Origin of the sequence: Psychrobacter sp. NPDC078501 (assembly GCF_044900935.1) — a bacterium.
Lineage (GTDB): Bacteria > Pseudomonadota > Gammaproteobacteria > Pseudomonadales > Moraxellaceae > Psychrobacter.
Genome location: NZ_JBJDOS010000001.1, coordinates 1 through 25,038, shown reverse-complemented (window position 1 = coordinate 25,038; position 25,038 = coordinate 1). Strand labels below are relative to the sequence as shown.

The following is a 25,038-nucleotide window of genomic DNA, read 5'->3' as shown; positions in this document are numbered from 1 at the left end:
GAGAATTTTCACGCCTATTTTGCTATTTCTCTGTCTATGTTATTTCTTAAATACTATTTATCAAAATCAAAGCTCAGTGCTGGTAATACCTTGCCGCGTACTTCACCAAAGCCAACACGGATGCCGTCTTTTTCGCTATAGCCTTTCATGATGACCGTGTCACCATCTTCGATGAAGCTGCGCGTCTCACCGCCTTCAAGCGTGACTGGTTTGGTAGCGTTCCAAGCAATCTCTAGCATTGAGCCATAAGAGTCAGGTGTTGGGCCTGAAATCGTACCTGAGCCCATCATGTCACCGACTTCAACTTTGCAACCAGTGATGGTGTGGTGAGTAAGCTGCTGTGCCATTGACCAGTACATGTATTTAAAATTGGTCTCGCAAATGACTGTTGCTGTTTCTGCATTTTCAGGCAGTAGCTCAACTGATAGATTGATATCAAAGCTGTTGTCGCTCGATTTTTCATTTAAATAAGCAAGCGGCTTGGGTTCTTGAGTTGGGCAAGCTGTTTTAAACGGAGCCAATGCATCCATAGTGACAATCCAAGGAGACACCTCGGAGGCAAAGGTCTTGGCATTAAATGGACCTAATGGCACGTATTCCCATTTTTGGATATCTCGGGCTGACCAGTCATTGAGCAACACCATGCCAAAAATATGATCAGCAGCATCATCTACGGCGATTGGCTGACCGATATGATTACCTTTACCAACGACAAAGGCGGTCTCTAGCTCAAAATCAAGACGCTTACAGGCAGAGAAAATAGGACGCTCATCAGGGCTAGGCTTTAGCTGACCTGATGGACGTACGATATCCGTTCCACTGACGATGACAGTGCTGGCGCGTCCGTTATAACCAACTGGCATTTCGGTCCAGTTAGGTAGCAGGGCGTTGTTTGGGTCACGGAACATGGTGCCGACGTTGGTCGCGTGCTCTTTCGATGAGTAAAAATCGGTAAAACCCGGTACTTGCACTGGCAAATGCATGGTGACGTCTGCTTGCTTGAACAGCGCCTTTTTTTGCAAGTCTGTATTGTCACGTAAGGTGTCAGTGTCGTTAGATAGTAGCGTTTGAATAGTCGAGCGTGCCTGCGTCCAATTGTCTCGACCTGAATCAATAAAAGCATTTAGAGTGGATTGGTTAAAATAAGGACCACCGTTCAAACTTAATAATCCTTCGGCTTCGAGTACAGATAGATCCAGTACATGCTCACCGATGGCAACGCCTGCACGGCGCTTGCTATCACCAGCAGCGTCTTTGGTCTCGCTAAAGATGCCATAAGGAAGGTTGTGAATAGAAAAGTCAGAGTCAGCAGCGATATCGATAAAAGAGGTGAGGGTGCTGTCAGTCGTTGACATGATTTGCTCCTTGCTAATATACATTATGAATTACGTTATAATTAATTACTTACGTATAATGTAATTTATTGATATATGGATTGCAAGTTTTTTGTGCAATGTCTTTTGTGAAAAGGCTGCTTTGAAAAGTGGTTGTCGTTGTTTTGACTAAACGGTTCTGACTAGATGATTTTAATAAAATAATTTTGACGAAATAATTTTGATTAAATGCTAAGTACAAAAAAAGGCCGAGCAATCGCTCAGCCTTTCTTATACGCGTTTATTTTTTATCAAGTTACGTATTGATTAACATGTTAAGTAACTTGGACTAATTAGTCTTTTAAGACGTCTGCCATGGCATTGGCCACATAGTCGATGTTGCTGGTATTTAGGCCAGCCACACACATACGTGAGTTAGAGACCATATAGATACCAAACTCAGTCTGTAAACGCTCGACTTGCTCAGGCGTGAGACCAGTAAAGCTAAACATACCGTTTTGACGAGTGATGTAATCAAAGTTACGGTTAGGGATTTTAGCTTCTAATACCGATTTTAGCTTTAGGCGCATGGCTTTGATACGGTCGCGCATTGCATAAACTTCGCCAACCCACTGCTCATGTAGTGCTTCATCGTTCATAACGATATCGACCACACGTCCACCATGTGACGGCGGGCTTGAGTAGATACGGCGTACGGTTGCGTTTAGCTGACCGAATACGCGATCGGTTTCGTCTACGGTTGGGCAGACGACTGATAGGCCGCCGACGCGCTCGCCGTATAGCGATAAGTTTTTAGAGAATGAGTTGCTAACAAACAATGGGAGGCCCATCTCAACCGCTTTACGAATAGCGTAAGCGTCGCTGTCCATGTCTTCGCCAAACCCTTGATAAGCGATGTCCATGAATGGAATCAGCTCACGCGCCTTCACGACGTTGAGTACAGTGTCCCATTGCGCTTGGGTCAAATCCATACCGGTTGGGTTGTGGCAGCATGGGTGTAGCAAAATAACGTCATTTTTGTTCAATGTCTCAAAAAACGCAATCATTTCATCAAATTTGATGCTGCTGTTGGCTTTGTCGTAGTACGGGTATTTACCGACTTCTACATCAGAGCCTTCAAAGATAGCAATATGGTTGCCCCATGTTGGATCGCTCACATAGCACTTAGCTTGTGGGAACCAGTCATGAATAAATTCAGCACCAACTTTCAACGCGCCAGAACCACCGATTGTAGCGATGGTCGCGACCAAGCCGTCTTTTAAAATCTGGGCGTCTTTACCAAACAGTAATTCCTGACAGCCTTTACGGTGGCCTGGCAGGCCTGCCATTGGCAGGTATGGACGCGGTGCGATAGGATCAGCAATACGCGCTTCGGCTGTTTTTACACAGTCGAGTACAGGCAATACGCCATTCTCATCATAATAGATACCAATGCCTAAATTGACCTTGTTAGGATTGCTATCTGCTGAGTATTTTTCCATAAGACCTAAGATTGGATCACCAGCGTAATAATCGATACGTTCAAACATGCCATTTCCTTATAAAAATATAAATCGAGCAGCCGAAAATCATAGAGCAAATCGCGGCTGAACTCAACACGAGAGTGGGTTATATGCGGCAATTAATAAAATAAATAGCCAAATAGATTATTTATCCATCTATCAAGCGCATTTGACATGCTATACGTCATTCGATAGACGATGAGTCAGAGTGATGTAGGTCGTTATAATGAGTCGCAAAATAGGTTTGCAAAAACTGCTTAAAAGCAATCGTCGCCGGAGAGAGCGCCCGTGAGGCACGCTGATAGATAAAAAATTGCCGCATTTTGACTGGTTGAGTGAGTGGTCGCATCAGCAGACCATTGGCGCTGACCCAATCAATAACTTCAGGCATATAGGGCAGACACAGCGTAATACCAAAGCCTTGGCGCGTCATCTCAAGCGCGGTGGACATAAAATTCACCTTGTAGCGGGCTTGTTGCACATGAGCGGAGATAGAGTCGTCGAGCTCTGCGGTTACTTGATCTAGGAACGGACCTTGTAAAGTAATCAGCGGCGTTTCTAATAAATCTTGCCAAGTAATTTCATCTCTTTGTGCCAGTGCATGATTGTCTGGCATAACCACGCAAAAAGGTAGCTGATACAACAAATCAGCACCGATATCATCTTCAGTTTCTATAAAACCAAGTTCGGTGCCAACGCCTAAATCGACTTCGATATCTTGGATATGCTTAAGCAAATTCTCGGCTGAGCAGTCCAATAGTGAGACGCCGATATTTGGATATTCTTTGGCAAACTGGGCGATGACGGCAGGTAGAGAAGACGCTGCAAACTGTGATACAGCCAAGCGCACCTGACCTTGGGCTAAGCTGGTCAAGCTACTTGCTTCATTTTCAAACAGCTGCATCTCATTCAAGATACGCCGCGCTTGCGGTAGTAGGTGCCGTCCTACTGCTGACAGAGACAACTGGCGAGTGGTTCGATCAAACAGCACGATACCGAGGCCAGTCTCTAATTCCTTAATCAATCCACTAACAGCAGATTGAGTCAAATACATCTGTTCGCTGGCACGAGTGAAACTGCCGTTGTCAGCGACTTTGATAAATGCGGTCAATTGGCGAATGCTGATATTCATAAGTAAACCTGATAAATAAATCATAAAAAACAATTAGTCTTATAAATAAAGCTAATCTAATATAAATACAACGTCAACAATAAAGATTGATTATTAATCGTTTTATAGATTTTTACTATTAATCGACTTTTACTACTCATCGATTTTCTATTACCAATTGAAATTAAGGATAATTACAATGGCAGATTTATTTGACAACCCAATGGGACTAAATGGATTTGATTTTGTCGAGTTTGCTTCTCCGCAGCCTGATGCAGTCGACGCATTGTTTAAGCAACTTGGTTTTGCCCATGTCGCCAATCACCGCTCAAAAGACGTTGCGCTATATCGCCAAGGTGATATCAACCTTATCCTAAACCGCGAACCAAAAAGCCAAGCCAGTTATTTCGTTGAAGAGCATGGTGCTGGTGCTTGTAGCATGGGCTTTCGGGTAAAAGATGCCAAAAAAGCGTATGAGCGTGCGGTAGAAATGGGCGCGCAGCCAGTAGATGTGCCAACTGGGGTGATGGAGCTTAGATTGCCTGCTATCAAAGGTATTGGGGGCTCACTAATCTATTTGATTGACCGCTATAAAGACGGCGAATCTATCTATGATGTCGACTTTGAGTTCTTTGCAGATATCGACAGAAACCCTGTCGGCTATGGCTTCAAAGTTATCGATCATCTAACGCACAACGTCTATCGTGGACGCATGGCGTACTGGGCAAAATTCTATGAGCGTATCTTTAATTTCCGCGAGATTCGTTACTTTGATATCAAAGGTGAGTACACGGGACTAACCAGTAAAGCCATGACAGCACCGGATGGCAAAATCCGTATTCCACTGAATGAAGAAGCCAAACAGGGCGGTGGTCAAATCGAAGAGTACCTAATGCATTTCAATGGTGAAGGTATTCAGCATATTGCGCTAGCCAGTGATGATTTGTTTGCCAGTATCGATAAGCTCAAAGCGGCTGGTATTCCGCTTATGACCGCACCAAATGCTGCTTACTATGAAATGCTGAGCGAGCGCTTACCAAACCATGGTGAAAATGTTGCTGACTTGCAAACGCGCGGTATCTTGTTGGACGGTACGACAGAAGGCGGTGCACCGCGTCTGCTACTACAGATTTTCTCTGAAACTATTTTGGGTAGTCCAGTGTTCTTTGAGTTCATTCAGCGTAAAGGCGATTATGCCGATGGATTTGGTGAAGGTAACTTTAAAGCGTTGTTTGAGTCGATAGAGCGTGACCAAGTACGTCGCGGTACAGTCGGTCAGCCAGAGACTGAAACCCTATAATATTATCTAACGCTTAGACCACATTTAATCAATGGACAAGACAAAAGGAGTTTGTGTTGTCCTTAATAAGTGCATTACCTAAAAGCATACTGCAAAGGTAATGCTCTCATTGCGATAAAAGGAATACAGGCATGGAACGCCTATCACAGATAGATTCTCTTAATACTGCCATCGGTACCAATAGCGTTGCGACTAATAAGCAAGGCAACGATGCGTCCAGTCATTCTAACGCGACAAATAAAAAACAGCCGTATATCTCGCATCAGCCAGATAGCCATGGTCATATTCACTATAGTGATGATGAGCATGCGATGTGGCAAGCGCTGCTGGCACGTCAAGCGGAACAAACGCCCAACCGTGCATGTACTGCATATTTAGAGGGTTTGACTAAGTTAAACTTACCGACGACGCATATCCCGCAGTTGCACGATATCGATGAGGTATTACAAGCGACCACAGGTTGGCAGACCGCCGCTGTGCCGGCATTAATCAGCTTCGGTAAATTTTTCAAATTACTAGCCAATAAATCTTTTCCTGTGGCGACGTTTATTCGTCGATTCGATGATATGGACTATATTGAAGAGCCTGATATCTTTCACGAAATCGTTGGGCATTGTCCGCTATTGACCCATCCTGCGTTTGCAACCTTCAATGAAACGTATGGTAAGCTTGGCCTTAGCGCAACGAAAGAGGAGCGCTGGTTTTTAGCAAGGCTGTATTGGTTTACCATTGAGTTTGGATTGGTCGGCAGTCGCGTGGAAAATCGTAGGATTTACGGCGGCGGTATATTGAGCTCACCTTCTGAAACGGTTTATGCACTTGATTATACAGCGCAAGAGCGATCAAACCTTCGATATACAACACAGCATCAGCCTAAACCGCAACCTGAACATCGAGCGTTTGATTTGCTTGATGTGTTGCGTACGCCTTATCGTATTGATCAGATACAGCCGATTTACTATGTCATTGATGAATTAAATACCTTATTTGATATCGTCAATAGTGACATTATGGGTGCGGTCAAAAAAGCTATGTCGCTTGGACTATTTGAGCCGACCTATCCAGAAAAAACTCGTTAAAAACGTCAATTTAAAATTAAACATGAAAACTATCACTTCAGTACGAAGTATTGAGATAGCAATACAGCTATATCAACATCGATGTACGAGTATTAGAAAATAGCTATCAAAACAACCATTAGAAACAGCCACTATAAAAGGATTTTATCATGACAGCACTATCACAAAACAGCTGCGAAGCTTGCCGCATTGGCGCACCGAAAGTTGATGAAGCCGAAGCACGAGAACTATTACCGCAAATTCCTGATTGGTCATTGATCGAAATAGATGGCATTCAGCAATTGCAGCGTCAGTATAAATTTAAAAGTTTCGTCTCAGCAATGGCATTTGCCAATCAACTGGCAGAAATCGCTGAAGCAGAAGGACATCATCCGGGTATATTGGTAGAGTGGGGCAAGGCTACGGTCACTTGGTGGTCGCATAGTATTAAAGGGTTGCATCGCAATGATTTTGTCATGGCAGCTAAGACCGATGACTTACTTAATAAGTAACGCATAAGTCATTCGGTTATTCGCTAGCAAACCCGTTTTCTAACGCTATAAAACTAACGCTCCCAAATTCAAACCCACTCTAATGCCAGCCTGAGCTGGCATTTTAAGGATGTGTCATGCCACCAAAACCCCTCACATTAATCAGTGCCAAGCTCGCCTTTATCATATCCACCATCGTCATCGGTATCATGGGTATCACCATGATCGGCTTTGGCTGGGTGCCTCATCTGTCTCTTATCCTCGCCATCTGTGTGCTACTGGCTATCGGTATGTACAAAGGACTCAGCTTTGATGACATGCAAGCGCAAATGGCCTCAGGTGTCATGCGCGGTATTGGTGCCATCTATTTGTTCTTCTTCATTGGACTGATGGTTGCGGCTCTGATGATGTCAGGAGCTATACCTACACTGATGTATGTAGGCTTTCATCTGATCTCACCTGAGTACTACTATATCTCTGCCTTTATCCTCACCTCTATTATCGGTATTGCCTTGGGTAGTAGTTTGACGACTGCAGCAACGCTTGGCGTGGCGTTTATTGGTATGAGCAATGCTTTCGATGCCAATGTGGCGATAGCGGCAGGGGCTGTGGTATCAGGGGCGTTCTTCGGTGATAAGATGTCACCCTTGTCTGATACTTGTACGATTGCGTCCTCTGTCGTTGGCATCGATCTGTTTGAGCACATTCGCAATATGATGTATACGACCGTCCCTGCGTGGATATTGACGGTGATCTTGTTTTGGATGTTCTCAGGACAGACGACCAGTGCTGATCTGAGTCAAGTGACTATATTGCAAGGTCAGCTCATAGACAGTGGTCTGGTACATGGGTATTCGGTACTGCCGTTTGTGGTATTGGTTGGGTTAGCACTGTTTCGGGTCAATGCGATTTATACGATTATCTGTACTATTGCCGCGGCATTGATTATTACTTATGTACACAGTTCACCAAGTTTTGGTCAATTGGGTGGTTATCTGTTTGGAGGGTATGCTCCTGCTGAATCATTAGAGCTGGGTGAGGTGGGCGGCATGCTGTCACGCGGCGGTGTGCAGAGTATGTTTTTTACACAGGCGATTGTGATACTGGCACTGAGTCTAGGCGGGTTACTAACGGCACTAGGGATTTTGCCAGCATTGCTGTCTGGTATTAAAGATACATTGACGACATCTGGACGAGCGATATTCGCTGCAGCGATGTCGGCACTAAGCATTAACGTGCTAATCGGTGAGCAGTATTTGAGTATTCTATTATCAGGTACGGCCTTTCGTTCGACGTTTGAGCGTCTACATTTACATCCAAAGAATCTGTCGCGGACGATTGAGGATGCAGGAACAGTGATTAATCCGCTGGTACCTTGGAGTGTGTGCGGGGTGTTTATCAGTCAGGCGTTAGGGGTACCGGTATTAGATTATCTGCCTTATGCGTTCTTCTGTTATTTGTCGTTACTGTTGACACTGCTATTCGGGTTTACGGGGCTGACGATTAGTAGAGTAGAAGAGGGTAAGGTGGTCGAAGTATGATAAGTGATGATTGATAAAAAAGGAGGGGCTAATCTTAGCTCCTCCTTTTTTGTTTCGAAATACGTAATTACTGATCTTCCGTTTGCGCATCCTGACTTTTGACGATTTTATGCTGATCCTCTGTGCTATCGACTTTCCAGTAGCTAGAAACATATAAATGCGTCTTTGGTATTGCGCGCTCAACTTTGAAGTACTGGCGCAATGCACGCATACTATGGAACTCACACGCAGCCCAAACGGCAGGTTGACCATCAAGCCAGCTCAAAGATTTAACACAGTCCAGTAAGGGGCTATCGTCTGCATTTGGATGCGCATTAATCACCCAATGTATCTCGACGTTCTCTGGTTTTTTGAGCGTCTGACGATCTGCCTCAGTCGTCACTTCAAGTACTGCGTAACCACGAGCCTCAGTAGGCAACTGGGCTAAGTTGACCGTAATCGCTGGTAGCGCGGTCATATCGCCGACTAATAAAAACCAATCTGCTTCATTGTTAATGAGTTTTTTTGGCCCTGGACCACCTATTAAAATTTGATCGCCGACTTGCGCATTTCGTGCCCATGCCGATGCAGGTCCTTCCGTCTCATGTAAAGCAAAATCAACATCTATTGCGTCATCACGTTGCACGCTCACTGTATAAGTACGCATCAGTGGGCGGCTACCTGCATCTTGAGGGAATATCAGTTTGATATAAGCACTTTCTTGATCGATAGGAAAATCAACCATGCCAGCACCGCCAAGCGTGACACGGTACATATTTGGCGTAATGTATCTAGTGCCAATAACTTCTAGTACTCTTGGAGTAGGTTTTGCCATATTGTGCTTTCCTTCTAACAACGAGTTGGCTTACTAATAGAACCAACCCGCTACGGATAAATTTGATTAAAAGTTGGCTTTTAGACTGACTGTCATTTGACGCTCAGGTCCCATCCAGCAGTTGTTAATGTCATAGCAAGAACTAACATAAGTCTTATCAAAGAGGTTATTGATACTAGCACCGACAGCGAGCATAGGGTTGATCTGATAACTGCCACCAATATCAACCAAGGTCACACTTGGTAGCTCATCTGTGTTTTGTTTATCAATTTGCATGCCATCTTCATAGCGAATGCCAGCATTGAGAGTGAGTTTGTCCGTAGCATAGTAGTCTGCCCATAGCGTGGCTTTGTGTTTAGCAGTTTGGGCAGGAGTGTTGCCGACCACTTCAGGATTAATTTCTTCTTCTGTGATCTCAGCATCGGTGTAGCTATAGCTTGCCGAGAGATCTACCCAATCGTTGAGCATACGGCTACCTGATATCTCAAAGCCTTTTGACTCAATTTCACCAGTTTGTGTTTGATCTGTATATTTGACGTAATCTGACACAACGACATTTTTTTGGGCAATATCAAATACCGCAAACGTTCCTTTGGTCGCACGGTCTGGAGACAGATATTTGATACCAGCTTCTAATTGATCGGCAGTGGTCGGTTCAAATGGTTCATTGGTAATAAAGTTACTACCGACCACTGGCTGAAATGACTGCGAATAGCTCAAAAACGGTGATAGACCATTATCAAAGTTATAAATAGCAGCAAGACGTCCACTGGTTTCTGACGCGTCATTGTCGATCATTTTTTCGCTAGGGATTACACCTTTCGATGTATCGGTTCGATCAAGGATACTTTTGAATTTATCATGTCGTAAGCCTGCCACCACTGTCCAGTCTTGCCACGTCATTTCATCTTGCACATAGAGTCCAAGCTGGCTTTGTTCGATATCATCGTATCGACTAAAGGTATCTAATGGTAGAATATCGGTGCTGATTTGTGAAAAATCTGGATTCGATAAGTCAAGGTTTGGTGTGCCATCTGCGCCAGCGTCATAATAAGTTGCGGTGCTGTCTGTCTCTTGATACTCAATACCAAACAGTAGGTTATGTGAGGTATTGGCGGTATCAAACTTATAGGCCAGCTGGTTGTCTGTGGTCCAGTTTTTCATGCTTTCATCTGTTGTGTAAGCTATACGGTCTAGAATCGTATCACTACCCTCTACAAATCCTTCATTGTTATACATATTGCGCTGCTGCGCTTCGGCATCGGTATAGCGCGTGATATGTTTAAACGTTAACTTATCATTGATGTCCCAGTTTACGGTGACGCTTGGCATAAATACTTCTTTGCTAAATTTATTCCATTTATCGCCTGCATAAGCATCGCTACCCAATTTGCCATAGCTGGCATTATAGACAGTACCGACAGCAGGTAATGGGGTAGAGGGTACCATGTCGGGATCGTCTTGATAAAAGAGGTTAGCAAGTACCGAGACATCATCAGTCGCTTGCCATTTAAGCGATGGATTTATCAATAGACGCTCTTCTTCCGTAGTTTGCATTTGACCATCTTTTTGGCGTTTTAGCGCCACAAATCGATAATCCAAAGTGTCGGTGATAGGCCCCGTGCTATCGATAGCCACTTCTTTTAGGTTTTGAGTACCAAAGCGTAGCTGGATTTCGTTTTCTTGAGTGCTTTTAGGTGCTTTGGCGATTTGATTGACCATACCGCCAGGTGCTGCATAACCATACAATGAAGATGCCGAACCTTTCACTACCTCGACCGCTTCAGTTGCATAGATATCTACTTGGGGCATCAGGTTATATGTACCATCATAAGGCAATCTTAGACCGTCATAAAAGTTTGAATAGGTCTTAAATCCGCGAATGTTGTATTCGTCAAAGATAGAGACTGTACCGCGGCTCTCAGCGCTTACACCTGGTTCATAACGTAATGCAGCATTGATGCTATCTGCCTGACGCTTTTGTAACAGGTCTTGATCGATTCTGGTATAACTCATTGGCGCATCGTTTGGATCCAATGCAGTTTTGGTGCCAGTACTACGATAGCCATCTGAGTAAACGGTAATAGCATCTAAGGTGGCTGAGGGTGTAGCAGCCTCATCATTTTCAGTATTGTTTGTCGTCTCTACAGCGTAAGCGGCGTGGCTCATACCCATGATCAGGCCAACTTGTACTGCTGTGGTGAGATATTTTTTGCGAATGACGTTATTGGTTAGATGAGACCGCATCAGATTTCCTCTTGGACTAAAATGATTGAATATTATTTGTGACAGTTAAAGCAAATTTGCAACGACGCTAATAATAACACTAATGATAATTATTATCATTAAAAAATTACAACGAGACAGTTTTGAGAAGTATTTTCAGAACTTAAAAAGGTAGAGACGCAGTGTTGCAAATGAAGCAGTATTACGGATAGAGTCATGCAGACTTACTGTTTTGAACGATGTATTTTAAACGATGGTTTTTCTCAGATTTTTCTCGTATTATGCAGCAGCATTCTGAATACAATTATTTACAGTAGATTTTTTACATCGCTGTATCGGCGTTATCCTAGTTCTTTGCGAGACCTTTTAAGATTAGTCTTGCAAGCAGATATACCATTATTATCGATAGGTTTACGTTGTTTATTGAGCAACCAAAGATTGTTTAAGGTCACATTTATGGACACACCCTCCAACCAACCCACCAACAACCAACGCTATTTCACAGTGTGGCGCTGGCATTTTTATGCAGGTATTTTTGTTGCTCCTTTTTTAGTTGTTTTGGCGATAACGGCGCTCGGTATGCTGTTTATGTCCAACACAGTAGGACGTGACAACGACCGCTTAACGGTTGTCGTGCCAGAGTCTACGGTTCAAGCACCTGTCTCTACTCAAGCAAAGAACGCGCTGAGCACCTTGCCTGATAGCACGCTGATTAAATATATCGCCCCTCGTGATACCGATACGGTGGCTTTATTTCAGATAAAATCAGACGACCAAAGCAATATGGTGGCAGTCAACCCTTATACGGCTGATATCGTCCAAAGTGTGCCTACCAGTAGCGGTCTTTATAGTACGTTTAACGATATTCACAGTGATTTGCTGATTGGTAAAGTTGGTGATTACTTGTTAGAAACGGCGGCATCATTGACTATTTTAATGATTTTGTCTGGTTGGTATCTGTGGTGGCAAAAACGTAAATCAGTCAAAGCTATGCTGATACCTAATGAGAGCGTAACCAATAAGAAAAAACGCTCTTTTATCCGTACGACTCATGCGACATTGGGCAGTTGGATATCTGTGCTGCTACTGTTTTTCTGCATATCGGGCATGGCATGGGCAGGTGTATGGGGTGAGAGAGTGGTGCAGGCATGGAGCCAGTTTCCTGCAGGTAAGTGGGGTGTTGCGCCTGTTCCCGTATCGATTGACCACAGTCAACACGCTGCTATGCAAGAGTCTACACCAGCGCCGCATGTACATGGTGCGGCAGCGTCTGAGGCGCATACTGATGCACCCACACATGGCAGTGCTCTAAACTCAAGCGACACCAAAGAAGTTCCTTGGGTACTTGAGCTGACGCCAATGCCTGTGTCAGGCACGACTATGGGTAAAGATGGTATCGCCGCCAACATACCCATTATGATTGATACGGTGGATCGCTACGCTCGTGAAATCGGCTTTGAAGGGCGTTATCAATTGAACTTGCCACAAGGTAGTACAGGCGTTTGGACCATTAGCCAAGATTCAATGAGCTATGATATGAAAAGTCCGATAGCAGATCGTACGGTACATATTGATCGTTATTCGGGTAATGTCTTAGCTGATATTCATTTTGACGACTATAATGCGTTTGGTAAATTCATGGCGGCTGGTATCGCGCTGCATATGGGTACGCTCGGATGGTGGAGCGTACTGGCTAATGTGCTGTTTTGCCTAGCAGTAATCGCTATTTGTGTCAGTGGCTATATCATGTGGTGGCAGCGTCGCCCTCGTCAGGCGAGTGATAACGTAGGATTAAACCCACCAGCTCGCGGCTTAAATGTTTCCGTCTGGTGGCCGCTTGCTATTCCTTTATTAATTGTGGCTATCATATTCCCGACCGCTATTATTGCGATTGTGGCTATCGCGCTATTAGACTTCTTGGTGATTTCTCGAGTTGGGTTTTTACAGAAGTTATTAAAATAAGCGAATAGCAGAATACTGTTATTCCTTATATAGTAAAAGAGCGCCTTATCGTAAGGCGCTCCTTTTTTTGCTTAAAAAATGCTCAGATTAACTGCTACTTAGCTTAAAGTTGATCAAACGTTTTATGGGCTTGAAATAGCTCGGTTCATGCTAGTAGTTAAAGCATTGCTTACTTGAGCATAGCAATGGCATCTTTGCTAGCACGCTGTCGCTCTTCAGCATTTAGCTCAATGAGACGGCCTTCTTTCATCAGTAATAATCGATCAGCATGCTCAAAATAACCGTCATCATGACTGATGATAAACAATGTCTTACCCATGGCTTTTAGCTCAGGGATGAGCGTTTGGTAAAACACGCGACGAAAAGCAGGGTCTTGGTCGGCTGCCCACTCATCGAGCAGTAATATATCCTTTTGTTCGGCGACGGCGATTAGCATGGCCAAGCGTTTTCTCTGACCTTGCGACAGTTTATCTGTAGAGAGCTTATGGTCAGACACGCTTACTTTTTCTTGTAGATTGAGCTTATGCAGCCAGTCAGACACTAGGTCCGCATCAGGCTCATGGCCTTGAACTCCAATCAGCTGTTTAAATAAATGCTGGTCGCTAAAAATCGCAGAAAACAGCTGTCTAAAATCGGCATTGTTCTCTGAATTAACGCTTTGTCCATCGACTTGTACCGTTCCTGTAGTAGGGGTAAAGATACCAGTAATGATTTTGGCAAGAGTGGATTTACCGCTACCATTCGCACCGATTAAGAAAACCACGTCACCTCGTTGCAAGGTTAAATTGACGGACTTTAAGATGTTATTGGTAGGGTTTTGATTGCTATCACTGTTAGCACTGTTATCGCTATTTTGACCATTATTATTAACTGCTGTGTCTGGTGCATTACTATTATGACTACTGCCTACATAGCGATAATTGATATTATTCAGAGTTATGGACTGCCAGTCCTGTGCAACAGTATCTGTCGCAAAGCTTAGCTGATGCTCGGCCAATTCTAAAGACTGTATCTTTTCTAGTGCAACTTGAGCGGTCTGCAATGTTGGGTAAGCGCCAACCGCATGTAGGAGCGGCGACTGCATAAACAAAATCGTCAAAGAAAAAGTAGTAGCAACTCCCATCGGAATATCGAGATAATTGGCCACTGCAAACACGATACCAATCGATGCGAACATCATAATATTGGACCAGTTCACCGCTGATAAATGAAAAGTATCAGATTTGGTTACGGTCTTCTCGTACGATTTGGCATGAGCCAAAAAATCATCTGTATACAGTTTTTCTGCTCGGTGTTGGTTAAGTGCCAGCTCTTTACGACCTTCTATTATCGATTGATAGTCCTGATATAACGCGTCATTAATCTCTCTCAACTCGGTCAAATGCGTATAGACATGCTTGACCAATATGGTACTTATCCAAATCGTCATCACAATCCAAAACATCACAATAAACAATAAGGGCAACGACAACCAACCCAGATATAGCCCAACGCCAACAGATAAAATAATACCTTGTACCAGTTCTGGCATACGGACAAAAGCAACGGTAATCGATTGAATGTCTGAGGATAAGCTGGCAAGTAAGCGTGCGCTACCCAAATGGTCTATCTGAGGAACGGTAGTATCGATGATTTGTTTGACCAATTTGGTTCTAAGCTCATAGACAAATCGATGTCCCAATCGAGTCAAAGCATATTGCGATAAAAATGTCGTCACTAGCAGTAACAACACCAGCAGGGAAAACTGCCCCAAGCTGAGCCAAGATAAAGTATCAAATACTGGCTGACTGATAAAGGTATGATTGATATAGGCAATAATACCGACACTGACAGCGGCATTGACCAGGTTTAGCAGAATGACTTTGAGAAAAGGCAGACGATAATTCGCCCAAATCATATGATATAAAGAAGCAGTCGTACGAGAAGACGCTGTGGTATGAGAAGACGCTGTGGTACGAGAAGACATAGTAACTCAGTAATAAAATAAATTTTTGATAGCAGAAAGGGATTAGGTCGCGCCTAACCCCTTTTATGGAAGCTAATAAAGCCTACTAATAAAGCTTAAAAATCGAACGTTGCCGATACTTTTAAGGCCGTTGGCTCACCCGCATTTAGATAGCCATAGCCTGGTAATCCACCTACAGATTGCCAGTAGTCTTCACCTGTGACATTGGTCACCATACCTTTTAGAGTAACGTCTTGTCCTGCCAGCATAGTGCGATAGCGAGCACCCAAATCTAGGGTAGTATAGCCATCAACTTTTAAGGTATTGGCGGCATCAGCATAACGCGCACCTGTATGGATAATATCGCCCGTTAAAGTTAATCCTTCAACGGCGGCCAAATCATACTCTAGGTTGACATTGCTCTGTAAGGTAGGCACACCAATCACTCGATTGCCATCTAATGCACTATCACCAGTATCTTTTTGCTTAGCACTTAAATAGGTAACACCAGCATTGAGGCGCATGTTTTCGCTTGGACTACCAAAGACAGTTAGCTCAGCACCTTGATGGCGATTTTCTCCAGCAGCAGTAAACGTATTTGAGTTGTTGATATAAGCACGCGGTTCATCAGTATGGAATATGGCAAAACTACTACCGATTGCGCCATTGTCGTATTTCACACCCAGCTCAGTTTGTTTGCTTACATAGGGGTCTAGGTTTTGTCCTGCATTGGTTATGGCATTGCCAGAATTATCAACCAATGGAGCAGCGGCACCTTTGGCAAGACTTTCAATATAGTTGCCATATACAGACCAGTCCATCGTTGGCTGGTAAACGACACCGACGCTTGGTGTCCATGCGCTTTCATCATAGCTAGCTGTTTTGGCTTGGGTATTGTAGTCATAGCTGGTTGTTTTGATATTTTGATGACGTACGCCTACTGTAGTTTTTAGCTTGTCATCAAACAGTGAGAACGTGTCTGCGAGCGCAAAACTCTGTAGTTGAGTTTCACTCGTTCGCTTAGGATCATCAAAACGTCCGCCAAAGAAAGCGGTATCTGACCAAGCATTGTCATAATCTGTCGGGCGGTACAAATTGGTCGCGAGTTGGTTACCAAAGTCAAAAGCGTAAGCGCCTTTTTCTTCTTGATCATAAAGATCGGCGGCTAATACCCAGTTGTGATCAATCTTACCTGTTTGCCATTGACCACGCAGACCAAGCTCAGCACTTTGTACTTTATCTTCTCGAACATTGTCAAAGCGGTAGGTTGAGCCAGTGCCATCTGCGTCAGATACTGTAAGGTTGGCTAACGAGTTGTCCTCATCACCATGTCTGATACCGTAGGCACTATAACCAGTGATGTTGTCATTAAAATCATATTCTCCGCGAATCGTACCAAAGACATCTTCTTCGTTTGAATAACTCCAAGGTTGCGCCCAGTTTTTTGAGCCGTCTGGTGCTTTTGGTACATCAGAGACGCCAGCAAGCGTCACACTAGGACGAGTCTCTGATAGTTTATTGTCTTGCCAGCCCAAATCGGCTGATAGACGATATTGATCTCCTCTATAGTCTAAACCAAGGGCAGCCAAACCCAAGGTCGACGACTCATCGTCGATAGCGCTGTCACCATCTTGATAAGCAGCATTAAAACGAACACCAATAGCATCATCGTTACCAAAGCGATCACTGACATCTACTGCGACCTTACCTTGGTCGCCTTGACCATAACCAAGCGTTAGCTGACGTAGTGGCTCATTATCCGCTCGTTTGGGTAACAGGTTGATAGTACCGCCTGCGTTACCACCACTCGGTGCCGCGCCATTTAGCATCGCTGAGGCACCGCGCTGTACTTCGACGCGCTCGAACAATTCAGTTGCAATATACTGTCTTGGTAAGATGCCGTATAGACCATTGAACATCGTGTCATCTGAGGTGGTCACAAACCCACGCATAAAATATGCTTCTTGAAAGTTACCGAAACCTCTTGCCACACGAACAGTAGGATCTTTTTTGAGTAGATCGCCCACACTATGTGCTTGTTGATTGGTGATATATTCATTGGTATATGAGGTGGTAGAGAACGGCGTGTCCATGATGTCTTGATTGCCCAAAAGTCCGACGCGGCTGCCTGTCGCTACCTGTCCACCTTCATATGCGCTAGGTAGCCCATCTGCTGACGCATCAGCACTACTGGTCACGACGATAGTGTCCAGTACCACATTAGGGGTGGTTTGAGCATCTGCATCATCTACTAGCGCCCATGCCGAGTGACTTGTGGTTAGTATGATGACTGAACATAGTGATTTTAGAGGTAGCGATTTCGTTGATAGCAAACGTGAGGGTATGGACGCTAATCGTAGAGAATAGCTAAACACATTCAGAGAATTAAGACGGAACAAAGCAGCAGATAAGCGAGACAGTTGCATGAATATTTCCAGCATGTAATTTAAATCGTTATTATAATGATAATCATTTCTATTACAATGAATTACTGAGTCAATTTTAAATATACTAGGTTTGGTAAAGTACGGCTGTTGCTTGATAAGGTGCTAATAGCATCCTTTATAAATAGGACTATAGTCTTATATTTGGGAGTAGGGTGGGCTGTATAGAGAGAGCAAAAAAGAAGTATAAAGCAGAGGATGGGTTTACCTATTATAAGTAGTCTGTATGGACAATTTATTCATTTGAGCCAGTTCATGTATCAATGTATGCTATTGTTTTATCAGGGGCAAGGAGTACGCTGGTATCGCCCACCAGAGGTGCAGTCAAACGGAATTGACTGATTTATATAATTGAAATGGATTTTTAAGGTGGCGCTTATGTACGCAGTAATTGGAGCAGGTCCAATGGGTCTCGCTGCAGCCCGAAATTTACAAAAACTCAATATTCCTTTTATCGGCTTTGAGCTACATACAGATGTAGGAGGGCTATGGGATATCGACAATCCACACAGTACCATGTATGAAAGTGCCCATTTGATTTCGTCCAAGCGTATGACGGAGTTCAAAGAGTTTCCTATGAGTGACTCAGTTGCGGCGTATCCTCATCATACCCAGCTCCGTCAGTACTTCCGCGATTTTTCAGATACGTTCAATCTAAAATCACATTATGAATTCTCCACGCGCGTGGTCAGCATGGTGCCTGAAGGCGACGGCTGGCGCTTAGTCAGTGAGTGCAATGGCCAAAAGCAATCGCGACTGTTTGATGGTGTGCTCATGGCAAATGGTACTTTGCACACCCCCAATATCCCAAGTTTGCCGGGTACGTTTGCAGGCACGTTGATGCATTCTTCTGAATATCGTAGCCCATCAGCGTTTAATGACAAACATGTATTGATCATTGGCTGTGGCAATTCGGGTGCTGATATTGCCGTTGATGCGGTACATCATGCCAAGTCGGTAGATATCAGTCTGCGCCGCGGCTACTACTTTCTGCCCAAATTTATCAAGGGTCAGCCGATTGACACATTAGGCGGAAAACTAAAATTACCGCGTCCAGTTAAACAGCGCATGGATGCGGCGATGATTCGTATGGTCATCGGAAAACCTTCTGATTATGGACTGCCAAACCCAAACTATCGCATGTACGAATCACACCCTGTGGTCAATTCATTGGTATTACATCATTTGGGTCATGGCGATATTAAGGCGCGCCGTGATATTCGCCGCATCGATGGTCATACGGTGACCTTTAGTGATGGTGAAAGTCAGGATTATGATTTGATTCTTATGGCGACTGGGTATTTACTAGATTATCCATTTATTGACCGAGCTCAGCTTAATTGGCCTGCCAATCATGACGCGCCGCAGCTTTATATGAATGTCTTTCATCCTGAGCATGATAATTTATTTATGATGGGTATGGTTGAGGCAGCAGGGTTGGGCTGGGAGGGTCGAAATCAACAAGCGCGGCTCGTTGCACTATATATTCAGCACCGTCAGCAACATACAGCAGCCGTTAAACAGTTCAATAAAGTGAAACGCAAGCGTGCTGGCAAGACACTTGATGGTGGTTATGATTATATTAAGCTTGCGCGTATGGCATATTACGTGAACAAAGATGAATACTTAGAAACGCTGTCCAAGCATATCGCTGAGCTCGAAACAGAACAGCCTGTATTGGCATCAGAGATATGATAGCGGCAGTGGCGTTTGAGCCACGAAGCTTGATTCTGCTTAATCTCATCTTGGCGCTGATGATGTTCGGCGTGTCATTGAGCTTACGCCTCGAAGATTTTAAGCGTATCGTTTTGTCTCCCATTGCGCCGATAGCAGGCCTTTTTGCTCAATTCTTCCTATTGCCCTTAGCCACGTGTCTGTTTACATGGGCGTTGAATATCGATCCTGAGTTGGCGCTAGGAATGATTTTGGTCGCGTCTTGCCCAGGTGGTAGTTTTTCCAATATTATGACTTGGCTGGCACGCGGTAATGTTGCGGTGTCAGTCAGTATGACTGCGGTATCCAGTCTCGCTGCGGCTATATTAACACCAGTCAATTTTGCATTTTATGGTTGGCTTAACCCACACACGCGTGAGTATCTGACAAAGATAACGATTGAGCCTAGTAGTATTCTGATACTGGTTCTATTAGTGTTAGCGTTACCTCTAGTGCTGGGTATGGTAACGGGGCGACGCTTGCCAGATCTGGTCGTGCGTATCCAAAAACCGCTACGTATTTTCTCGCTGCTTGTGCTGATGGCTTTTGTGGCAATCGCTTTTTCTAGCAATTTTGCGCTATTTTTAGAGCGTTTTCATAGCTTTTTTTGGCTGGTCGTTGGTCATAACTTATTGGCGCTTTCGTTAGGTTATGGCATGGGGCTGATGCTCAAGTTGCCAGTCGCGGATCGGCGCGCGGTGACTTTAGAAGTAGGAATACAAAACTCAGGGCTAGGACTGGTTATTTTATTTACTTTTTTCCCAGAGGCAGGTGGCATGATGCTGATTACGGCATTCTGGGGCGTATGGCATTTGGTGTCAGGACTGACACTTTCACAAATTTGGGCACGGATTCCCTATGAATAAAAGCATAATGAATAAACGTATATTAATCACTGGTGCTGCAGGTTACATCGGCCATCAGTTGGGCAATCGTCTGGCTGCTCATTATCATGTAGTAGGCACAGATATTCGCAAGCGCGATGACCTAGACTTTCCAATTCACGTATTAGATGTGCGTGATGAGAGTTTGGCAGCGTTACTAAAAGAAGAGGATATCACCCATGTCGTGCATCTCGCCTCTATCTTACAAGCGTCAAAAGATCGTGCTCGTGACTATAATATCGATGTCAATGGCACGCGCAACGTACTCGATTGCTGCATCAAAGCAAATATTGCACATATAACGCTCACCAGTTCGGGTGCTGCCTACGGCTATCATGCTGACAATCCTGAATGGATTGATGAGCAAGATGCCCTACGCGGTAATCCTGAGTTTGCCTACTCGGATCACAAAAGACAAGTCGAGGAAATGCTTGCAGAATTCCGCGAGCAGCATCCACAATTACGGCAGCTGATTTTTCGACCTGGCACAGTACTAGGCGCTGATACGCGCAATCAAATTACCAGTCTGTTTATGGCACCGCGCGTGTTTGCGCTCAAAGGCAGTGAGTCGCCTTTTGTGTTTATTTGGGATCAAGACGTGGTCGGCGCTATGGGAATGGGTATTCGCGAGGACAAAGCTGGCATCTATAACATGGCAGGCGATGGCGCACTGACGATGAGGGATATCGCAAACCGACTCAACAAACCGCTATTGACCCTACCAGTGGGTTTGGTTAAAGCTGGTTTACAAGTGGCAAAGTGGGCTGGTAAGCCAACAGGACCAGAGCAGGTTAATTTTTTGCGTTATCGCCCAGTATTGAGTAACAGGCGACTCAAAGAAGAATTTGGTTACTCTTTAGCAAAAACGTCTGCTGAAACCTTTGAGTACTTCATCGAATGTAATGGATTGCGTAAACCTTGATAGGGAGATAATCATCGATGCCATCAATGTCATCAATAAATGTTACTTTAATCACTGGTGCTGCATCGGGACTTGGTTGGGCGATGGCACGGCACTGGTATGACGCTGGGCATCACTTAGTACTCGCTGATATAGATGAGCAAGCGCTGACTGCACGCGCTCGTGAGTTAGAGGATTCTGCTAGAGTTATGATAGTCGTCACTGATATTACTCAAATTGATGATATTGCTAGCCTCATTGAGCAAGTTCGCGAACGCTTTGGCCGTCTTGATCTATTGGTGAATAATGCTGGGATTACCCATCGATCACCAGCACATCAGACTGACCCTGCAGTGTTCCGCAAAGTCATGTCAGTAGATTGGCAGGGGGCAGTAGAGCTGACCATGGCTGCGCTACCGATGCTAAGAGAATCTAAAGGTCAAATTATCTGTATTGGCTCAATGGCTGGCTGGATGCCAGTTCCAGGGCGGGCAGCATATTGTGCGGCAAAAGGGGCGCTGACCCAGTTCTTTGAAGTATTGCGCTTGGAGCTAGAATCTGAAGGTATACATATCCTCATGGTCTATCCCAGCTTTCTTGATACACCTATCGAGAACCACGCGCTCGGCCGTGATGGCAGTATCGCAAAACATCCACGCTCAATGATCGGTAATATGCGTAGTGCTGAGTGGATGGCCGAACAGATCGATCAAGGTTTACAGCGGCGCAAACGTTGGATATTGCCGGACTCTCTCTCACGCTTTGGCAGTTTACTGTGGCGTATTGCGCCAACTTTGTACTTGCGTCAGGTGCGTAAACGTTTTGGAAATGAGTTGCGGTAGACTACGTTAAGTGAGAACCTAGAAGAGAGGCTAGCGGTTCATGCAAATTATCGATAGTGCTATGCTAAAAATACTATGTTGGAGAGCTCTATATTTGAAGGTGCTTTATTAGAAAACACTATGTTAAAAGTCTCTATGTTGAAAGACTCTGTATTAAGAGGTGCTTTATTAGAAAATACTATGCTAGAAACAATGATCTAGCATAGTATTTTAACTCATAGCGTTTTAACTTTACTAACTGGTTCAATATCACCTAGTTCAGTATTATCTTTATTAGTACTAATGATTTCTGATTGGTTTACCAAGCTCCATGGTCTCTTCAGTCTCGATGACGGTAGGATTTTTCGCTTCTTGACGTTTATCCCACCAAGCGAAGATATTGGCCAATATAGAGCCAGAAACAGAGTGCCAAATACAAGCAACGGCGGCGGCGATGGCGGACTCTGCATTACCAGGGAAAAATTTCGTGCTTAAGCCCGTGGCCAACCCTGCGTTTTGTACACCAACCTCAATAGATATGGTGCGTTTTTTAGGTTTACTCATACCAAATAAGGTACCTGAGTAGTAGCCCAATATGTAGCCGACGATATTGTGTACTGCAATGGCCAAGATAACGACTAGCCCTGACTGCAAGAACTGATCACCAAATACAGCGGCAACGCCACCGACGATAGCGGCGAAAGCTAATACAGCCACGCCTGGCATCACTGCACGTACATCATTAAACCAGTGTTTGTTTTGAAATAGTATGTTTAACATAGAGCCGATAGCGACTGGCAACAATGTCACTAATAGCATAAAGCGGAACATACCCCAGCCATCCATTTCTACAGACTGACCAACCAAATAATTGAGCCAAAGTGGCGTCACTAACGGTGCAATGATGGTTGATACGGTGGTCATACCTACCGAAAATGCCACATCACCTTTGGCAAGGTAGCTCATAATGTTTGAAGACACACCACCTGGACAAGTACCAACCAATACTAGACCCAGTGTCAACCCAGGCGATAAGTCAAACAATCTAGCCACGCTAATCGCTAAAATCGGCATAATGGTATATTGGATAATTGAACCGATAAAAATATCAAGCGGGCGCTGGGCCAACACCTTGTAGTCTTCTTTACCTAGTGTCATACCCATTGCGAGCATAATGACACCCAGAACGATGACTTGGGTATCACCTGTCACCCAAGAAAAAGTCGCAGGCTCTATAAATGTCACTGCGGCCGCTAAAATAATAACCAATGCCGTAAATCGACTCAACTGCTGACTTATCATCCTCAAAAACTGCATTTCTCAAATCCTTCTAAGTCCGGAAAATAGTCAAGTATAAGTTCAAATTCACTGTATTTCCAATGGGTTTGGGCGGTTTTTAGCCAACAATAAGTTGCTATTATGACAACTTTAACTATGATTATATTTTTGAAATTTTTATCCAACAGTCAAACGAGGTACTAGGTGTTGCAAACTCCATCAAATTTAAATCGCTTCAAACACCTATGTCTTGCGTTGTCGATATTTTATTTGCTTTATAATTTAACGACTGTTTATAGCGTATCTTTACATACACGCTACCCATCGCAAATTTATAATCTCGCCACGCCATTTGATAGCATGATTCCTTTCATTCCCGCTATGATTGTTCCTTATAGCTGGTCGTTGGTTTTATTTGTGGTGAGCTTTTTTTTAGTACGTACGTCTATACAGTTATCTTTACTGTCCTATCGTCTAATTTTGGCGACCGTTTTTGCCTGTTTAATTTTCTATTTTTATCCTGCTCGTTTCTCATTCAGTCGTTCGATACCTGATGATTGGACGCAGCTTGGCTATCAGTTTTTGCAGTTAGTGGACAAGCCATTTAATCAGTTGCCATCTTTGCATGTCAGTTATGCCATGTTGCTTGGCGTATCATTATGGGATGTTGTAGCGTCTAAAAAGAGATGGGGTTCAGCGGCTTATCGATTGTTGCTGACTGGCATATGTACATTGATTGCACTGTCGACAGTGTTGACGTATCAGCATCATTTGTTAGATATGTTCGGCGGGGTAGTATTGGCAGTGTTGGTGATGATACTCTCAAATCGAATCCGTAATGCACTGGTGATTAAACATCTGACACTGGGGGTGATAGGATTCTTATTGATAGCGATGACAGGGTTTTACTTTGCTAATATGAGTATGATAGCGTCTAAAGTTGTAGAAGATTTGGCCATTATTATTGCTTCATATTGGTTGATCAGTTTTACAATGTTGGCTTGTGCTTATCAACAGGACAAGCCAATACGGGATATACGTTGGTTTCGAAAATGCAGTAGCGGTCGACTCACGGTATATACTCGGATTAAGTTTGCGCCAATCATTATTATTTACAATGGCATGTCACTTTTAGGGCAGTGGTATTTTAAAGTTTTCTCCAAAAGTCAAAAGTATCCACTCACGCCGTATGCTATTAATGACAAGGTCAAAGTTGTTGCTTCAGCTCGATTGATGCAGATGGATCTAAGTAGTCATTTAACTTATTGGTTGTTTGGCTACGATTTACTAGAACGGTCGATTGTGCCAGAAAAACTACCGTACTCAGTTCATTATCAGATTATTGTTGTTGATTTAGCTGCTGAGATATCTAGCCACACCCATAATCTTAAAATAGCTGCTAATAGCAGCGTGAGTACGACAGTTCATTATTTGTATTTGCCTTTGTTGGATTTGCAGCCATTAAATGACGTATTGCTCCAAGACTATATTGATTTATTTAAACAAATTGATGCGTTGATACAATCGGCAGAGACACAAGCGATAACCGCTAATAATGAGAGTTGGGTAGAGGATAGTCAGGTAAAAGATGATCAGGTAAAGGATAGCCTCATCACACGAGACCATCCCAGATTCTGTGTAACTGCCATTTAGATTAAATGCCTGCTTATACGATCATCAAACATAATCATAAAGCGATTCAAAGCAGACGTC

General features: G+C 44.0%; 18 protein-coding genes. 10 read left to right on the top strand and 8 right to left on the bottom strand.

Annotation, left to right across the window (positions count from 1 at the left end; genetic code table 11):
• Positions 1 to 53 precede the first annotated feature (53 nt).
• From fahA to ACI2IW_RS00080, 3 genes are all read right to left on the bottom strand, one after another.
• The gene (gene fahA / locus ACI2IW_RS00090) at positions 54 to 1,355 is read right to left on the bottom strand and encodes a fumarylacetoacetase (RefSeq protein ID WP_404692256.1); all 1,302 of its coding nucleotides are present in this window, start codon (positions 1,353 to 1,355) and stop codon (positions 54 to 56) included.
• A 311-nt stretch (positions 1,356 to 1,666) separates the two neighbouring features.
• Entirely contained in the window at positions 1,667 to 2,863 is a 1,197-nt protein-coding gene (locus ACI2IW_RS00085) for an amino acid aminotransferase (RefSeq protein ID WP_057759885.1), read from the bottom strand.
• Between the two features lie 157 nt (positions 2,864 to 3,020).
• Positions 3,021 to 3,968: a LysR family transcriptional regulator gene (locus ACI2IW_RS00080; RefSeq protein ID WP_371547326.1), complete on the bottom strand. Its 948-nt coding sequence runs from the start codon at positions 3,966 to 3,968 to the stop codon at positions 3,021 to 3,023.
• Positions 3,969 to 4,146: 178 nt separating this feature from the next.
• On the opposite strand from ACI2IW_RS00080, the gene hppD reads away from it, so the two are divergent.
• The 4 genes from hppD (at position 4,147) to ACI2IW_RS00060 (ending at position 8,337) form a co-directional block, all read left to right on the top strand.
• Complete coding sequence (hppD, locus tag ACI2IW_RS00075; protein ID WP_057759888.1) at positions 4,147 to 5,247, top strand: 4-hydroxyphenylpyruvate dioxygenase; 1,101 nt, start codon at positions 4,147 to 4,149, stop codon at positions 5,245 to 5,247.
• 131 nt (positions 5,248 to 5,378) lie between these two features.
• Entirely contained in the window at positions 5,379 to 6,326 is a 948-nt protein-coding gene (gene phhA, locus ACI2IW_RS00070; RefSeq protein ID WP_371547324.1) for a phenylalanine 4-monooxygenase, read from the top strand.
• Positions 6,327 to 6,475: 149 nt separating this feature from the next.
• The gene (locus ACI2IW_RS00065; RefSeq protein WP_371547322.1) at positions 6,476 to 6,817 is read left to right on the top strand and encodes a 4a-hydroxytetrahydrobiopterin dehydratase; all 342 of its coding nucleotides are present in this window, start codon (positions 6,476 to 6,478) and stop codon (positions 6,815 to 6,817) included.
• Positions 6,818 to 6,933: 116 nt separating this feature from the next.
• Positions 6,934 to 8,337 (top strand): Na+/H+ antiporter NhaC family protein, encoded by a 1,404-nt coding sequence (locus ACI2IW_RS00060; protein WP_404692255.1) that lies wholly within the window; start codon positions 6,934 to 6,936, stop codon positions 8,335 to 8,337.
• Positions 8,338 to 8,404: 67 nt separating this feature from the next.
• On the opposite strand, the gene ACI2IW_RS00055 is transcribed toward ACI2IW_RS00060, so the two are convergent.
• On the bottom strand, positions 8,405 to 9,151 hold the full coding sequence (locus ACI2IW_RS00055; protein WP_371547316.1) for a siderophore-interacting protein: 747 nt from the start codon (positions 9,149 to 9,151) through the stop codon (positions 8,405 to 8,407).
• A 66-nt stretch (positions 9,152 to 9,217) separates the two neighbouring features.
• Positions 9,218 to 11,398 (bottom strand): TonB-dependent siderophore receptor, encoded by a 2,181-nt coding sequence (locus ACI2IW_RS00050; RefSeq protein ID WP_404692254.1) that lies wholly within the window; start codon positions 11,396 to 11,398, stop codon positions 9,218 to 9,220.
• Between the two features lie 435 nt (positions 11,399 to 11,833).
• Between ACI2IW_RS00050 and ACI2IW_RS00045 the strand changes: the two genes are divergently transcribed.
• The gene (locus ACI2IW_RS00045; RefSeq protein WP_404692253.1) at positions 11,834 to 13,339 is read left to right on the top strand and encodes a PepSY-associated TM helix domain-containing protein; all 1,506 of its coding nucleotides are present in this window, start codon (positions 11,834 to 11,836) and stop codon (positions 13,337 to 13,339) included.
• A 169-nt stretch (positions 13,340 to 13,508) separates the two neighbouring features.
• Here the strand turns inward: ACI2IW_RS00045 and ACI2IW_RS00040 are convergent, their stop codons facing one another.
• Positions 13,509 to 15,236 carry a multidrug ABC transporter permease/ATP-binding protein gene (locus tag ACI2IW_RS00040; protein WP_404692588.1) on the bottom strand — a complete coding sequence of 576 codons (1,728 nt, stop codon included), beginning with the start codon at positions 15,234 to 15,236 and terminating at the stop codon, positions 13,509 to 13,511.
• Positions 15,237 to 15,400: 164 nt separating this feature from the next.
• On the bottom strand, positions 15,401 to 17,710 hold the full coding sequence (locus ACI2IW_RS00035) for a TonB-dependent receptor (RefSeq protein WP_404692252.1): 2,310 nt from the start codon (positions 17,708 to 17,710) through the stop codon (positions 15,401 to 15,403).
• Between the two features lie 396 nt (positions 17,711 to 18,106).
• Between ACI2IW_RS00035 and ACI2IW_RS00030 the strand changes: the two genes are divergently transcribed.
• From ACI2IW_RS00030 to ACI2IW_RS00015, 4 genes are read left to right on the top strand one after another with little or no spacing between them, the layout of a single operon-like run.
• Positions 18,107 to 19,423 (top strand): flavin-containing monooxygenase, encoded by a 1,317-nt coding sequence (locus ACI2IW_RS00030; RefSeq protein ID WP_404692251.1) that lies wholly within the window; start codon positions 18,107 to 18,109, stop codon positions 19,421 to 19,423.
• On the top strand, positions 19,420 to 20,307 hold the full coding sequence (locus tag ACI2IW_RS00025) for a bile acid:sodium symporter family protein (protein WP_379544243.1): 888 nt from the start codon (positions 19,420 to 19,422) through the stop codon (positions 20,305 to 20,307). Before ACI2IW_RS00030 ends, ACI2IW_RS00025 begins: the two co-directional genes overlap by 4 nt.
• The gene (locus ACI2IW_RS00020) at positions 20,300 to 21,247 is read left to right on the top strand and encodes an SDR family oxidoreductase (RefSeq protein WP_404692250.1); all 948 of its coding nucleotides are present in this window, start codon (positions 20,300 to 20,302) and stop codon (positions 21,245 to 21,247) included. The genes ACI2IW_RS00025 and ACI2IW_RS00020 overlap by 8 nt, the downstream gene beginning before the upstream one ends.
• 26 nt (positions 21,248 to 21,273) lie before the next feature.
• Positions 21,274 to 22,068, top strand: coding sequence for an SDR family oxidoreductase (locus tag ACI2IW_RS00015; RefSeq protein ID WP_404692249.1), 795 nt, complete (start codon positions 21,274 to 21,276; stop codon positions 22,066 to 22,068).
• A 279-nt stretch (positions 22,069 to 22,347) separates the two neighbouring features.
• Here ACI2IW_RS00015 and ACI2IW_RS00010 read toward each other — a convergent pair whose 3' ends face one another.
• Positions 22,348 to 23,364: a bile acid:sodium symporter family protein gene (locus ACI2IW_RS00010; protein WP_404692248.1), complete on the bottom strand. Its 1,017-nt coding sequence runs from the start codon at positions 23,362 to 23,364 to the stop codon at positions 22,348 to 22,350.
• Positions 23,365 to 23,685: 321 nt separating this feature from the next.
• Here ACI2IW_RS00010 and ACI2IW_RS00005 point away from each other — a divergent pair, with 321 nt between their 5' ends.
• On the top strand, positions 23,686 to 24,978 hold the full coding sequence (locus ACI2IW_RS00005; RefSeq protein ID WP_404692247.1) for a phosphatase PAP2 family protein: 1,293 nt from the start codon (positions 23,686 to 23,688) through the stop codon (positions 24,976 to 24,978).
• The last annotated feature ends 60 nt before the right edge of the window (positions 24,979 to 25,038 follow it).

Coding starts and splice junctions, on each gene's coding strand:
- fahA (WP_404692256.1), bottom strand. CDS start 1,355: ATGTCAACGACTGACAGCACCCTCACCTCTTTTATCGATATCGCTGCT.
- ACI2IW_RS00085 (WP_057759885.1), bottom strand. CDS start 2,863: ATGTTTGAACGTATCGATTATTACGCTGGTGATCCAATCTTAGGTCTT.
- ACI2IW_RS00080 (WP_371547326.1), bottom strand. CDS start 3,968: ATGAATATCAGCATTCGCCAATTGACCGCATTTATCAAAGTCGCTGAC.
- hppD (WP_057759888.1), top strand. CDS start 4,147: ATGGCAGATTTATTTGACAACCCAATGGGACTAAATGGATTTGATTTT.
- phhA (WP_371547324.1), top strand. CDS start 5,379: ATGGAACGCCTATCACAGATAGATTCTCTTAATACTGCCATCGGTACC.
- ACI2IW_RS00065 (WP_371547322.1), top strand. CDS start 6,476: ATGACAGCACTATCACAAAACAGCTGCGAAGCTTGCCGCATTGGCGCA.
- ACI2IW_RS00060 (WP_404692255.1), top strand. CDS start 6,934: ATGCCACCAAAACCCCTCACATTAATCAGTGCCAAGCTCGCCTTTATC.
- ACI2IW_RS00055 (WP_371547316.1), bottom strand. CDS start 9,151: ATGGCAAAACCTACTCCAAGAGTACTAGAAGTTATTGGCACTAGATAC.
- ACI2IW_RS00050 (WP_404692254.1), bottom strand. CDS start 11,398: ATGCGGTCTCATCTAACCAATAACGTCATTCGCAAAAAATATCTCACC.
- ACI2IW_RS00045 (WP_404692253.1), top strand. CDS start 11,834: ATGGACACACCCTCCAACCAACCCACCAACAACCAACGCTATTTCACA.
- ACI2IW_RS00040 (WP_404692588.1), bottom strand. CDS start 15,236: ATGATTTGGGCGAATTATCGTCTGCCTTTTCTCAAAGTCATTCTGCTA.
- ACI2IW_RS00035 (WP_404692252.1), bottom strand. CDS start 17,710: ATGCAACTGTCTCGCTTATCTGCTGCTTTGTTCCGTCTTAATTCTCTG.
- ACI2IW_RS00030 (WP_404692251.1), top strand. CDS start 18,107: ATGTACGCAGTAATTGGAGCAGGTCCAATGGGTCTCGCTGCAGCCCGA.
- ACI2IW_RS00025 (WP_379544243.1), top strand. CDS start 19,420: ATGATAGCGGCAGTGGCGTTTGAGCCACGAAGCTTGATTCTGCTTAAT.
- ACI2IW_RS00020 (WP_404692250.1), top strand. CDS start 20,300: ATGAATAAAAGCATAATGAATAAACGTATATTAATCACTGGTGCTGCA.
- ACI2IW_RS00015 (WP_404692249.1), top strand. CDS start 21,274: ATGTCATCAATAAATGTTACTTTAATCACTGGTGCTGCATCGGGACTT.
- ACI2IW_RS00010 (WP_404692248.1), bottom strand. CDS start 23,364: ATGCAGTTTTTGAGGATGATAAGTCAGCAGTTGAGTCGATTTACGGCA.
- ACI2IW_RS00005 (WP_404692247.1), top strand. CDS start 23,686: ATGATTCCTTTCATTCCCGCTATGATTGTTCCTTATAGCTGGTCGTTG.